Source organism: Paraburkholderia phymatum STM815, assembly GCF_000020045.1.
GTDB lineage: Bacteria > Pseudomonadota > Gammaproteobacteria > Burkholderiales > Burkholderiaceae > Paraburkholderia > Paraburkholderia phymatum.
Map to the genome: position 1 here is coordinate 596,613 of NC_010623.1, position 13,361 is coordinate 609,973.

Consider the following 13,361-nt stretch of genomic DNA (forward strand, 5'->3'; position numbering starts at 1 on the left):
CTGCCGGACGGCAGAACATTACCATCGGCAAGCGGCGAGACACGCGCCTGACTGGCTTTAGCAGGCTGTTGAAAAACACGTCTCCGGTGTTGGGCACTTCGTCGCATCGAGTTACTGCGCCGGTATGGTTGATGTCGATTTAATGCTCGAAGCCTTTCATTCAGGTGGACGCAACGCCATTTCCTCGCCGCCAGTTGCGCCTATGCCGCTTTTGCGGCGAGCGTGCGCATGCGAATCAGGTTGTAGGCCGCCTGAGTCAACAGGAAGAGCTGGTCAACTCGTCGCAGTCCCCGAAACATCGTTTGCCGAAATTCTGCCAATCGTCTTGCTCCAGCCGAAGACCTGCTCAATGCATTTGCGCTTGCGCTGACTGACGGCATAGCCAGCCCAGCGCGTTGTGCGCCCGTCGATGGCCGAGCCGCCCGCGTGGCCATTGTTTTGTGCAACATGTGGCGTCACGCCGTGGGCGCGGCACGTTGCCACGAAGCCGGCCGTGTCGTAGTTCTTGTCAGCGCCTACCGTAATCGGTGTATCGGCAAACTGCGCGGCGTCCGCAAGCATCTCGGCCGCTGTGTCCCGCTCGGCTGTGCCATTAGCCTGCGTCACCTGTGCGTTCACCACGAGACCGTGCCGGTTATCAGTCAGCACGTGACCCATGTAGCAAAGCATCGCGCCCGTGCCCCGACTTTTGCGAAACAACCGGGCCTGACTGTCCGTGCTGGATTCATGCGTGTCGTTGCTACGCTTTTCGCCATGCCAGTTCTCGTGAGAGCCGGCACCGCCGTAAGGCGGCGAGTCGTCATCCGACTTCGTTCGGGGCAAAAAGCTCTTGTGCCCGGCCCAAGCCTGAATGAGCGTGCCATCGACGCTGAAATGCTCGCCCCACAGATGGCCACGCACGCGTGCTGTCTCGACCGTCTCGTTGAACAGACTGACCATGACATCATGGGCCATCAGCCGGTCTCGGTTTTTCGCGCGCCTCGCGTTGCAGTCCCGCCGCCAGCCCTTCAGCGATACCCTGCGCCGTCTCCTTCAGGAGCGTCGGGCCGTTCACCGCCGTGCATGATGTGGGGAATCATGGGGAACAGGCTTGTGGGCATCAGGCAGGCTCGCGCTGTACCGTGCTCCATTTATCATTGGTCACTTATCCCCGATTCTGTTGGCAAGCCTGTGAGTATCCTGCGCAAGACTCACACAAGTGCTTGACGCGACTGGGACTGCTCGCGATGCATCGGCAATCCTTTCACACACCGTTCCATCTCACAGCAATACGTGCCCCCCGTTATCCACAGTTTTCGTGGGTAACCCTGTGGACAACAGCAGGACTCGACGTCCATCTGCCTGACGGAGCACGACTTTTCAGCGCATCGCCATCGCGCGGCAGTTCGCGTTACCCGCTTGCATGCGCGCGCTCGCGTGCACCCTCCAGCCGCTGTCGCACGAAACGCACGTGCTCCCGCAACACATAGAAGCCGTCGGCGTACGCCAGCGGCATTCGCAGCGTGTCCAGCGACGCCTCGATCCTGTCCAGTTCGGCCAGCAGCTTGCTGCGCTCTTCGGCGGACGAGTCGCGCATCGCATCGCGCTCGATGGCAATCAGCGAGCCGTAGTATCGATAGATCCGTGAACGCACCCGCCAGGTGAACAGCGCAGGGATCAGGCGCAACGCCGGAAACAGCAGCACGGCGATCGGCAGCAGCAGCACCAGCAGACGGTCGACCACCGTCGCGAGCCAGAACGGCAGCGTGCGGTATAGAAAGCTCTTGCCCGACTTGTAGTAGCGCATCGCGTCCTCGCTGATCCGAAATTCCCGGACCACGGGGTTCGGGAACTGCCCCGCTTTCTGCAGCAGGCCCGCCATACCGTGCACTTCCTGCGCCGCTTCGATCAGCAGGTCGGAGATCGCCGGATGCAGACTCGTGCGCGCCACCAGTTCAGCCGTCGGGCTGATAAGGTGAATCGTCTCGGGCGGAATCCGGCGGCGCAGGTCGAGCGCGCCGGGCGGCAAATCAAGTTCGTCGAGATAAGGAAAGACGCGCGTGTAGGCGGTCGCTTCGTCGAAGTTCATCACCGAGACGCCCGGAATGCCGAGCAGCCGCAGCATCAGGACGCGTGTAGCCGAGTCGCCGCTCAGCAACGCCGCATCGACCTGATTCGAGACGAGCGCCTTCGCGGCGTCGAGCCCGTCAAGCGGCAGCAGCTGCGTGTTGCCGCCCGGCCCGATGCCGTTCGCTTCGAGGAGCTTCAGCGACAGCATGCGCGTGCCGCTGCCCTCGCGGCCGATCGCGATACGCTTGCCATCGAGATCGGAAAGCTGCGTCATACCGCTGCCGCGATAAAACACGACAAGCGGCACATACGTCACGCTGCCCAGCGACATCAGCGAAGACGTATCACGTCCGCCCGTCACGCCGCCCTGCACCAGGGCGACATCGACCTTCTGTTTGGGATCGAGCAACCGGTCAAGATTCTGCACCGAGCCGTCCGAAACCAGCACCTTGAGCGTCACGCCGTTGCGCCCGAGAACCTTCCTGTACTCCTCGGCGATCTGCATGAAGGAGCTGTCCTGCGGGCCCGCGCTGATTGTGATCGTATGCGGCGGCGCGGGATCGACGAGCCACACGACCAGCCAGACCAGCACCGCGAACAGCGCCACGAACGGCAAGGACGTCAACGCGAGATCGCGCCACACGGGATGCGTGTGGTCGCGAAGAAAGTGCGGAGAATGCGGACGAAGTCCTTTCATGTTCCGGCTCGCCTCCGATATGCGCCACCATCAATCGTAGCCGTATCGCGCGCTTCTGGGGAGCGCTCAGGCGAACGGTGCGCGTCGATGCAAATCGACTGCCGCTAACAAAATCGCGCCAAGCACTTGCGCGATCGAAAGGGTGTCTTTATAATTCGCGCCTTCGCTAGGCTCGTAGCTCAGCTGGTTAGAGCACCACCTTGACATGGTGGGGGTCGTTGGTTCGAGTCCAATCGAGCCTACCAACGAACAAGCAGCAAAAAAAAGCGGCAAGCATTTCTATGCTTGCCGCTTTTTTGTTCTGGGTTTGCGCGCAGTCTGCACAAAGACGAACATCGCACCCACCAACGAAAAAAGCCGAAAGACTTTCTTGTCCTTCGGCTTTCGTTCAACAGACGTCGCGCACTAACGCGCCAACGCTGTTCTTGCGTGTGCAACCTGGTCAGCGCGACATCATGTTCATGCTGACGTTGTGCATGACCCACACGGTTCCAAACACCAGGAACATAGCGGCCAGCACCGTGTAAGCGAGCGCGAGCGTGTTCCATCGTTGGCCCGATGTCGACACGCTCATGTGCAGGAAGCACACCAGATGCACGACGATCTGCACGACGGCGAGCGCGGCTAGCACCAACGGAGCGTAAGCTGCCGGCAGCCAGCCCTGCATCACGATGCCGAACGCCGCGGCAGTCAACACCACGGCCAGCACGAAGCCGACCACATAGCCACCGATACCGCCATGACCTGCTTCAGCGTCGAGCGCGTGGGAATTCGAGTGAGCCATCAGTACATGCTCCCGAGATAAACGAAAGTGAACACGCAAATCCACACGACATCGAGGAAGTGCCAGAAGAGACTCAGACACGTGAGACGCGTGATTTCGCGCTGCGTCAGTTGCGGCGCACGCGCCACCTGCACAGCGAGCACCGCCATCCAGATCAGACCCGTGGCCACGTGCAGGCCGTGCGTGCCGACCAGCACGAAGAACGACGACAGGAACGCGCTACGCGACGGACCCGCCCCTTCGGCGACCAGGTGCGAGAACTCGTTGAGCTCCAGCTTGAGAAACACGGCGCCGAGCACGAACGTGACTGCCAGCCAGCCCAGCACGGCGCGCGGGTTTTGACGGCGCGCAGCGACCATTGCGAAGCCGTACGTGATGCTGCTCAACAGCAGCGCTGCCGTTTCGACGGCGACGCCCGGGATATCGAACAGATCCTTGCCTGTTGGCCCGGCGTTGAACTGGTGCGCCATCACGGCAAACACTGCAAACAGCGACGCGAACAGCACACAGTCGGTCATCAGGTAGAGCCAGAAGCCGAACACCGACTGCGATTCGCCATGATGACCGTGGCCATCGATCTCGTTCAGAGTTGCGGCATGGACTTTTTGCAGCATCACTCGACCTCCGCGAGCGCCGGCGCCACGTCCGCGCGTTGCGGAAGCGGCGTGCGGCCTTTGTTTTCGATCGTCCGTACCACGTCGGACGGAATGTAGTAGCCGTCATCGCGACCGAAGCTGCGGCCGATCACGGTCGCCGCAATCGCGGCCAGCGCGACAATCGCCAGCCACCAGATGTGCCAGACAGCAGCGAAGCCAAAGGCAAGACTGAACACACCGATAAAGAAGCCGGCGGACGTGTTCGACGGCATGTGGATGTCCCGATAGGCAGCCTGAATACCGAGACCCTTGCCGGTCTCCTTCATATGCGCGAAGGCATCGAGTTCTTCGACGACAGGAATCGTCGCGAAGTTATAGACGGGCGGCGGCGACGAAATCGACCATTCCAAGGTGCGGCCGCCCCACGGATCGCCCGTTACGTCGCGATACTCCGGCTTGTTGCGGTTGATGATGCTGACCACGAACTGAGTCACCTGGCACACCACGCCGATCGCGATGAGCGCCGCACCGCATGCAGCGATGATCATGAGCGGCTGCCATGCGGGATTGTCGTAGTGGTTCAGACGGCGCGTCGCACCCATGAAGCCGAGCACGTAGAGCGGCGTGAACGCCACGAAGAAGCCAACGAACCAGAACCAGAACGCAGCCTTGCCGAGCCTGTCGTTCAGCTTGAAACCGAACACCTTCGGGAACCAGTAGCTGACGCCCGCCAGATAGCCGAACACCACGCCGCCGATAATCGTGTTATGGAAGTGCGCAACGAGGAACAGCGAATTGTGCAGCACGAAGTCCGCGCCCGGAATCGCCAGCATCACGCCCGTCATGCCGCCGATCGTGAACGTGACCATGAAGCCGATCGTCCATAGCACGGGCGCCGTGAACTCGAGGCGGCCGCGATACATCGTGAACAGCCAGTTGAAGATCTTCACGCCTGTCGGAATGGCAATGATCATCGTCGCGATGCCGAAGAACGCGTTGACGTCAGCGCCGGAGCCCATCGTAAAGAAGTGGTGCGCCCACACGAGGAACGCGAGCACCATGATCGCGCACGATGCGTAGACCATCGTTTTGTAGCCGAACAGCGGCTTCTTTGCGAACGTCGAGATTACTTCCGAGTAGATGCCGAACGCGGGCAGAACCAGGATGTAGACCTCGGGGTGGCCCCATGCCCAGATCAGGTTCAGGTACAGCATTGCGTTGCCGCCGGCATCGTTCGTGAAGAAGTGCATGTCGGCGTAACGGTCGAGGCCCAGCAACGCCAGCGCGATCGTCAGGATCGGGAACGTCGCCATGATCAGCACGTTCGAGCACAGCGCCGTCCACGTGAACACGGGCATCTTCATCAGCGACATGCCGGGCGCGCGCATCTTGATGATGGTGACGAAAAAGTTGATCGCCGTAATCAGCGTGCCGACACCGGACAGTTCCAGCGCCCAGATGTAGTAATCGACGCCCACGCCCGGACTGAACTGCAGTTCGGACAGCGGCGGATACGCAAGCCAGCCGACCTGCGCGAACTCGCCGATCACCAGCGAAATGTTCATGAGGATCGCGCTGATTGCCGTCATCCAGAACGACAGCGAGTTCAGGAACGGGAACGCGACGTCGCGTGCGCCGATCTGCAGCGGCACGACAATATTGAACAGACCCACCATCAGCGCCATCGCCATGAAGAAAATCATGATGACGCCGTGCGCGGTGAAGATCTGATCATAGTGGTGCGGCGGCAGATAGCCGGTCGCGCCACCGCTCGCGAGCGCGAGTTGCAGCCGCATCATCACAGCATCGGCGAAACCGCGCAGCAGCATCAGCACGGCGACGACGATATACATCACCCCAATTCGCTTGTGATCGACGCTCGTGAGCCATTCGGCCCACAGCCAGCGCCACTTGTGCGTGCGCGTCAAAAGCACGGCGACGGCCAGCACGATCAGCCCCATGAGCGCGCCCGCGCCCATGATGATCGGCTGATCGAACGGAATCGCCTCTAAAGTCAGATTGCCGAACATGGGTTACTCCTTCGAAGCGTTCGTGGCGCAATTGGCGTCACGGAAATCGACGACATGCCCACTGTTGTATTTCGCAATCACGTTGTGGAACAGCTTTGGATCCACCGACGAGAAATAGCGCACCGGGTTCTTTTCGCTCGGTTTGGCGACGGCGTAGTACCCGTCCATGTCGAGCCGCTCCGCCGATGCCTTGACCTTCTGCACCCAGCTGTTGAAATCAGCCTGGCTGACGGCGAGCGTGCGGAACTTCATGTCAGAGAAGCCCTTGCCGCTGAAATTCGCCGACACACCCGCGTAGTCGCCGGGTTCGTCTGCGACCAGATGGACACGCGTCTGCATGCCCGCCATCGCGTACACCTGCGTGCCCAGTTGCGGGATGAAGAATGAATTCATCACCGAGTCAGACGTGATATGGAAATTGACAGGCGTGCCGACGGGCATCGCCAGCTGATTCACCGACGCAATGCCGAGATCGGGATAGATGAAGAGCCACTTCCAGTCGAGCGCGACGACTTCGACGTCGATGGGCTTCACGCTCGATTCGAGCGGCTTGTACGGATCCAGTTCGTGCGTGGTGCGCCACGTCAGAATGCCGAGGAACAAGATGATCAGCGCGGGGATCGTCCACACAATCAATTCGATTGCGGTGGAGTGTGCCCACTTCGGCGCGTAGACCGCGCTTTTGTTCGACGCGCGATACCGCCACGCGAAAAGCAGCGTCAACAGAATGACGGGTATGACGACGATCAGCATCGTCCACGTTGCCGTCGCGATCAGCGATTTTTCGGCGACGCCGACACTGCCTTTCGGGTCGAGCACTTCAAGTTGACATCCCGCAAGACACGCCGTCAGACCGGCGCTGACGGGTACGAGGCAACCTCTTAAGGTTTTTCTGGCTAACATGTTTGCCCAATGATCGATGAACCACGCTGAACACGTGTGGGGTTTGCAAGGCAAAAAGCACAAGGTCCTATGTGCCAGGCGATTCTATGGACGCGCAGCGTTTGAAATCCTGACTTCAATCAAGAACGCCGACGGAAATTCCGTCGGAAGACGTGCGACGCGTTGTCACACGATGTCGGAATACCGGAAGCGCCCCGTCGTATCAGGCGCGCCTCCGACAGGTTGGTTCAGGTCCGCTGTCGGTGTGGAACTCACGCGACAGCGATCCCATCTGACGGGCCGCCTGGACATCGCCGATACCGAGGCGGCCTGGACGATCACGTTTGTCCGGATTCCGCGTTATCGGCCGAATCGTCTTCTGTCTTTTGGCCAACCAGTTCCTCCAGCGCGCCTGCGCCTTTGAAACCCGCCACAGCCGCGACGCCCTTCGTCAACAGCGATGCGTTCGGGTCCGCCTTTTCCAGCGCTTCGACGGCGGCGGCTGCTCCCGCGATCTCGCCCAGTGTGTCGAGAATGCCCATCGCCGCTCCTTAGCTCGTCAGGTCGGCGGGCAGCTTGCCGCCGTTCGCCGCGAGCGCCGTCATCAGCTGCTTGTGCAGCCAGATGTTCATCGACGCCGAATCGTTCGTGTCGCCGCCGTACTTCAGCTCGCTCGCCAGTTGCTTGCGATGCTCGAGGCTGCTGTCCACGTCGAGAAGCTTCATCAGATCGACAATCGAGCGGCGCCAGTCGAGCTGCAGCGGACTCGATGCCGCCAGCTGATCCATCACGGCTGCGACATCGACGTCCGTGAGCGCAGTCGAGACGGGCGTAACGGGCGTAAGGGGCGCGCCAGCCGGCGCGTCGACGGGAGCCGGCGCGACGGGATCGGCGGGCAGCGTCTCGGCCGGCTTCGCCTTGCCGAAGATCTTGCTAACAATGGTTCCAAAGATGCTCACGATTCAGATCCTTCTGAGATGGAATGGGAATGAGACTGCACAACGTCGCGCGTATTCAGGCTTTCATGAATCGCAACGACGCTGCATGCGACTAACGCCGTTTGCTCCGAAGCGTTGACCTTCACACACAACTTGCCGCAACTTTCACCCTTGTTTTCACTCCGGCGCATCTCCGCACCACATTCCCGTCAAATTTTGAAAAATTTTGCATGCCTGATGAGTTTCTACACCGTTGTTCGGCAAGAATCGTGATTCGAATCGATTTCTCTCCACGTTTTTCAAACACGACATCAAGACCATGAAGAAACTGTTGACCCTCGCAGCCTGTGCCGTTTCCCTGTCGATGCTCGCCGCGTGCGGCGGCCTGGATCGAAGCAAGGAAGAAACGCTGAACAAGCAGGCCGGCATTGAAGTGACCCAGACGAAGGAAGGCGTACAGGTTCGCCTACCCGAAAAAGTGCTGTTCAACTTCAACGAATCGAGCTTGCGGCCCGACGCCGCGACTGCGCTCTCGCGCGTGGTCGTCGTGCTGAACCGCACGCACAAGCCAATGATCATCGAAGGCCACACAGACAACGTCGGCACGCGCGAATACAACCAGCAGTTGTCCGAAGCCCGCGCGAAGTCGGTTGCCGACGAACTCGAACGCCGCGGTATCAGCGCGTCGCGTATCACGCTGAAGGGCTATGCGTTCGATCGTCCCGTCGCGGATAACAACACGCCGGAAGGCCGCGCACGCAATCGCCGCACGGAGATCGTCGTAATGGGCGAATCGCTCGAAGCAGTGATGGGCAAGTAAGGGCTATCGCGATCCTGCAAGCGCTGCGGTGTCAGTCGGGCGCTTGCGTTTCGACGACCCGCTCATCGGCGATACCTAAAGATTTGTGAGAAATCCAGGTTAACTGCGATATATCGTCAACCTAACAATTTTGAGACCGTTTGAATCACTTCTCTTGCCGATCGGGATCTAACGTGTCGAGTCTGCGCATTGTTGGATTACTAGCGATTTTCGGACTGTGCACCGGCTGCGCTCAAATCCACCAGGAACTTCAGGCATCGAATCCGACCAATACAGTAGCAATGCCGTCGAAGCTCGCCGTCACCGACGGCGTGTCGGACGAGACACCCCTCACGTCTGGTCATATCGCGGTTCAGCCGAAAAGCGGCGCACTTCAAACGGGTTATGCATCGTGGTACGCGCGGAAATTCCAAGGGCGTCGCACAGCGAGTGGTGAACGATACGACAACCGTCTGTTGACAGCGGCACATCGCACGCTGCCGCTGGGCTCGTATGTGCGCGTGACTTCGCTAGCGACCGAGAAATCGGTCGTAGTTCGAGTCAACGATCGCGGGCCATTCATCAAAGGGCGAATCATTGATTTGTCTCTTGCAGCGGCTAGCGAATTGGGTTTGACCCGATCGCCTTCAATGCAAGTGGAGCTTCAACGCGTCGAGAAGGCAGCGAATAGCCGCGCACTGTCCGATGGGTCGGAATCTTGATCCGATTCGTGATTGCTGCGTGTATCGCGACGCTTGGCGCCTCCAGTTCACTCGCCGCACGTTCGAACACCGAAACACGCGACGCCACGCCCCTGCCGCCCGGCGTAGATCACAAGCCGGCTGCGCAGCCGGTTCGCAGGTCGAAAGCGCAAGCAAAGACTTCGCAGCCTCCGCGCAACAAAGACCTCAAGGCTCGTCGTAAGCGCAGAACGGTGCACCACTCTAATGTCTTCTACCGCTGGTCAGCCGAGCAACTGATGTTAGGTGGCGTCAATCCGTCGCGAGTCGGCAGAAATACGGACGACCTTCCAGGAAGGGCGGCCAGCGAGAGCGCAGCCCTCACCAGATGAAAGCCGCGCGAAGAGCGAATCAGGTGGAAGCGTTGCCGTACTTCACGACATCAAGCAGCGTCTTCTTTTTGTCCTGGTAGTGATACAGCGTGATCGCGCCTGCCTTCATGTCGCCGTGTGCATCGAATGCGATATGGCCGATCACGCCGTTGTAATCGGTGGCGGGCAACGCCGCGAGGACCTTCGCGGCGTCCGTCGTGTTGGCTCGCCTCATCGCATCGGCGATCACATAAACCGCGTCGTACGCGAACGGGGCGTTGAACAAAATGGGGCCATTGAAGCGAGCCTCGAAGCGCTTCTGGAACTCCGCGCCCTTCGGCATGCGGGAAACAGCAAGACTCGCTTCGGAACATACCAGGATGTTCACCGAGTCGCCAGCAAGCTCGGCCACTTTCTCGGTGCATGCGCCATCGCCGCTCAGGACCCTCGTATTCAAGCCAAGCGCAGCCGCTTGCCGAATGAATGGTCCAACCGTCGAATCCATGCCGCCGAACATGATCACGTCGGGATGCGCGCTCTTGATGGCGGTGAGAATGGCGCGGAAATCGGTGGCCTTGTCGGTGGTTGCCTCGCGCGCGACGATGCGCGCGCCGCCCGCCTGCGCGGCCTTCGCGAACTCGTCGGCAAGCCCCTTGCCGTAGGCCGTCGCATCGTCGACGACGGCAATCGTCTTCGCACCCAACGATCTCAGCGCATAGCCCCCGAGCGCGGGCCCCTGTTGCGCGTCCGTCGCGACTACGCGGTACGCGCTCCTGTAGCCCTGCTTCGTATAGTCTGGATTGGTGGAAGACGGTGAAATCTCCGCGATATTCGCCTCGTTGTAGATGCGCGACGCTGGAATCGACACACCGGAGTTCAGGTGGCCGATGACGGCAACCACATGCTCGTCGACGAACTTTTGCGCGATCTGCGTGCCCGTCTTCGGATCCGCCGCATCGTCCTCACCGTCCAGTTCGAGCCGCACCTTACGCCCGCCGATCACCAGACCTGTCTTGTTGATGTCTTCGACGGCAAGACGTGCCCCGTTCTCGTTGTCTTTGCCCAAATGACTACTGCCGCCCGTCAGTGGCCCGACGTGTCCGATCTTCACCACTTCTTCGGCTGAACCGGCTTCATCTTGCGTTGCGTGCTGCGAAGGTTGCTCTTTCCTGCCGCAGCCCATCAGCGTCAGGCTAGTCAGCGAAATACCGACCAAGGTCAGTTTTGCCAGGTTATTCAACGGCTTTCTCCTCCATGAACGTGCCTCGTTCTTCGACCGGTTTTAACAAATATTTGATTCGCAATCCGAATGTATATCCAAAAAACGGTAGCACACCGAGATGCTCATCGCTGTAAAGATTGGTCAAGCGGCGCAAATGCCACGCACCCACTCTTCCTTGACAGAGTTTGACGCATCTCGCGCGTTATCCAATGGACAATCCGGCTACGCACGGCCTTCCTGTCCGGCACGGCGCGCATTGAACACACCTATCAACCGGAATGAACCCACCATGAAGAAAAGCTCTGTCGCTCTGCTCGTTTCCCTGCTGGCGCTTGCGGGCGCAGCATCGGCGCAAACCGACAACAACGGCATTTTGATGACGCACGACCGCGATGTCGCGTCGAAGATCGAACAGCATGCACGCGACGTCCAGGCCCAGCCGGCCGTCCAGAATGACATGGATGCGCCTGCTCAACATGTCGAGCAGAAGCCGGCTCACCAGCATCACCACGGCCACGGCCAGGGTCACCATCACACCGTGAAGACGAGGGCGGCGCACTCGCACGTCGAAGCCGAATAAGCACGCAGCACCAACGAAAAACGGGCTAGCAAAAGCTAGCCCGTTTGTCTTTACAGCGCGGGTCGGCAGGAAAATCAGACCTCGGCCATCGCCGCCGCCTGTGCATCCTCCGCGTCTTCGACGCTCGTGCGGATCAGGTGATCGAACGCGGCCAGTGATGCCTTCGCGCCCTCGCCCACGGCGATCACGATCTGCTTGAACGGCACCGTCGTCACGTCGCCCGCCGCGAATACGCCTGGCACCGAGGTCGCGCCCTTGGCATCGACCACGATCTCGCCGTGCTTCGACAGTTCGACCGTGCCCTTCAGCCATTCGGTATTCGGCACGAGACCGATCTGCACGAACACACCTTCGAGTTCAACATGCTTCGACTCGCCCGACACGCGATCCGTGTACGTCAAGCCATTGACCTTCTTGCCGTCGCCCGTGATCTCCGTCGTCTGTGCCTGCGTGATCACGACGACGTTCGGCAGGCTGCGCAGCTTGCGTTGCAGCACTTCGTCGGCGCGCAGGGTGGCGCCGAATTCGATCAGCGTCACGTGATTCACGACACCGGCCAGATCGATCGCCGCCTCGACGCCCGAGTTGCCGCCGCCGACGACGGCCACGCGCTTGCCCTTGAACAGCGGGCCATCGCAGTGCGGGCAGTACGCGACACCGTGATTGCGGTACTCGCGCTCGCCCGGCACGTTGATCTCGCGCCAGCGCGCGCCCGTTGCCAGCACGATCGTCTTCGCCTTCAGCACGGCGCCGCCCGCGAGGCGCACTTCGTTGATCTTGCCGGGAATCAGCGCTTCGGCGCGCTGCACGTCCATCACATCGACTTCGTAGCTCTTCACGTGCTGCTCGAGCGCCGTGGCGAACTTCGGCCCTTCTGTTTCCTGCACCGACACGAAGTTTTCGATCGCCAGCGTATCCAGCACCTGGCCGCCGAAGCGTTCCGCGACCACGCCCGTCGCAATGCCTTTGCGCGCCGAGTAAATCGCGGCCGCCGCGCCAGCGGGACCGCCGCCGACGATCAGCATGTCGAACACTGGCTTCTTCTCCAGTTCCTTCGCGGCGCGCGCGCCGGCGTTGCTATCCAGCTTCGCAAGGATTTCCTTCACACCGCTGCGGCCCTGACCGAACACTTCGCCATTCAGGAACATCGTCGGCACGGCCATGATCTGGCGCGACTCGACCTCATTCTGGAACAGCGCGCCGTCGATCGCCGTGTGGCGGATGCGCGGATTGATCAGCGCCATGATGTTGAGCGCCTGCACGACTTCCGGGCAGTTCTGGCACGACAGCGAGAAGTAAGTTTCGAACGCGAAGTCGCCGTCGAGTTCGCGAATCTGCTGGATCACCGCGTCGTCGAGTTTGATCGGGTGGCCGCCCGTCTGCAGCAGTGCGAGAACCAGCGACGTGAATTCATGCCCCATCGGAATGCCTGCGAAGCGGATGCCCGTCGTCTTGCCCGGCTCGCCGATCGAAAACGACGGCTTGCGCTCGTCATCGCCACGACGTTCGATCACATTCACACGTTCCGACAGCGACGCAATGTCGTTCAGCAGCGCCAGTAGCTCCTGCGACTTCGTGCCGTCGTCGAGCGAAGCGACGATCTCGATAGGACGACTGACTTTCTCGAGGTAGGCTTTGAGTTGGGTCTTCAGATTCGCGTCGAGCATGATTTTTCGGGTCCGTTGCGAGAGGAGATGAGGTATCGGTGCGTGCCGCGCGCTGCGGCGAACGCG

At 60.5% G+C, this 13,361-nt stretch carries 12 protein-coding genes, 1 tRNA gene and 1 pseudogene; 4 read left to right on the forward strand and 10 right to left on the reverse strand.

Features of this window, described 5'->3' with window-relative positions; genetic code table 11:
• Positions 1–200: 200 nt before the first annotated feature.
• Together BPHY_RS18420 and BPHY_RS18425 are read right to left on the reverse strand one after the other, a co-directional pair.
• A pseudogene (locus BPHY_RS18420) lies at positions 201–975 on the reverse strand (IS5 family transposase); the annotation flags it as partial.
• Between the two features lie 415 nt (positions 976–1,390).
• Positions 1,391–2,746 (reverse strand): TAXI family TRAP transporter solute-binding subunit, encoded by a 1,356-nt coding sequence (locus BPHY_RS18425; RefSeq protein ID WP_012402953.1) that lies wholly within the window; start codon positions 2,744–2,746, stop codon positions 1,391–1,393.
• 168 nt (positions 2,747–2,914) lie between these two features.
• Here BPHY_RS18425 and BPHY_RS18430 point away from each other — a divergent pair.
• Positions 2,915–2,991, forward strand: a tRNA-Val gene (locus BPHY_RS18430).
• Positions 2,992–3,188: 197 nt separating this feature from the next.
• Here BPHY_RS18430 and cyoD read toward each other — a convergent pair.
• From cyoD to BPHY_RS18460, 6 genes are all read right to left on the reverse strand, one after another.
• Positions 3,189–3,530: a cytochrome o ubiquinol oxidase subunit IV gene (gene cyoD / locus BPHY_RS18435; RefSeq protein WP_012402954.1), complete on the reverse strand. Its 342-nt coding sequence runs from the start codon at positions 3,528–3,530 to the stop codon at positions 3,189–3,191.
• A complete protein-coding gene (cyoC, locus tag BPHY_RS18440; RefSeq protein WP_012402955.1) occupies positions 3,530–4,144 on the reverse strand; it encodes a cytochrome o ubiquinol oxidase subunit III in 615 nt (204 codons plus the stop codon). Before cyoC ends, cyoD begins: the two co-directional genes overlap by 1 nt.
• Entirely contained in the window at positions 4,144–6,156 is a 2,013-nt protein-coding gene (cyoB, locus tag BPHY_RS18445) for a cytochrome o ubiquinol oxidase subunit I (RefSeq protein WP_012402956.1), read from the reverse strand. Before cyoB ends, cyoC begins: the two co-directional genes overlap by 1 nt.
• A 3-nt stretch (positions 6,157–6,159) precedes the next feature.
• Complete coding sequence (gene cyoA, locus BPHY_RS18450) at positions 6,160–7,059, reverse strand: ubiquinol oxidase subunit II (RefSeq protein ID WP_012402957.1); 900 nt, start codon at positions 7,057–7,059, stop codon at positions 6,160–6,162.
• A gap of 317 nt (positions 7,060–7,376) precedes the next feature.
• Positions 7,377–7,580: a hypothetical protein gene (locus BPHY_RS18455; RefSeq protein ID WP_012402958.1), complete on the reverse strand. Its 204-nt coding sequence runs from the start codon at positions 7,578–7,580 to the stop codon at positions 7,377–7,379.
• A gap of 9 nt (positions 7,581–7,589) precedes the next feature.
• Positions 7,590–7,997: a DUF3597 domain-containing protein gene (locus BPHY_RS18460; protein ID WP_012402959.1), complete on the reverse strand. Its 408-nt coding sequence runs from the start codon at positions 7,995–7,997 to the stop codon at positions 7,590–7,592.
• 298 nt (positions 7,998–8,295) lie between these two features.
• On the opposite strand from BPHY_RS18460, the gene BPHY_RS18465 reads away from it, so the two are divergent.
• Both BPHY_RS18465 and BPHY_RS18470 read left to right on the forward strand, forming a co-directional pair.
• Positions 8,296–8,796, forward strand: coding sequence for an OmpA family protein (locus BPHY_RS18465; protein ID WP_012402960.1), 501 nt, complete (start codon positions 8,296–8,298; stop codon positions 8,794–8,796).
• 173 nt (positions 8,797–8,969) lie between these two features.
• A complete protein-coding gene (locus tag BPHY_RS18470) occupies positions 8,970–9,497 on the forward strand; it encodes a septal ring lytic transglycosylase RlpA family protein (protein ID WP_012402961.1) in 528 nt (175 codons plus the stop codon).
• Between the two features lie 369 nt (positions 9,498–9,866).
• Here the strand turns inward: BPHY_RS18470 and BPHY_RS18475 are convergent, their stop codons facing one another.
• Entirely contained in the window at positions 9,867–11,009 is a 1,143-nt protein-coding gene (locus tag BPHY_RS18475; protein WP_052306124.1) for a branched-chain amino acid ABC transporter substrate-binding protein, read from the reverse strand.
• 328 nt (positions 11,010–11,337) lie between these two features.
• Between BPHY_RS18475 and BPHY_RS18480 the strand changes: the two genes are divergently transcribed.
• Positions 11,338–11,628: a hypothetical protein gene (locus tag BPHY_RS18480; protein ID WP_012402963.1), complete on the forward strand. Its 291-nt coding sequence runs from the start codon at positions 11,338–11,340 to the stop codon at positions 11,626–11,628.
• Positions 11,629–11,702: 74 nt separating this feature from the next.
• Here BPHY_RS18480 and ahpF read toward each other — a convergent pair whose 3' ends face one another.
• On the reverse strand, positions 11,703–13,295 hold the full coding sequence (gene ahpF, locus BPHY_RS18485; protein WP_012402964.1) for an alkyl hydroperoxide reductase subunit F: 1,593 nt from the start codon (positions 13,293–13,295) through the stop codon (positions 11,703–11,705).
• Positions 13,296–13,361: the final 66 nt, after the last annotated feature.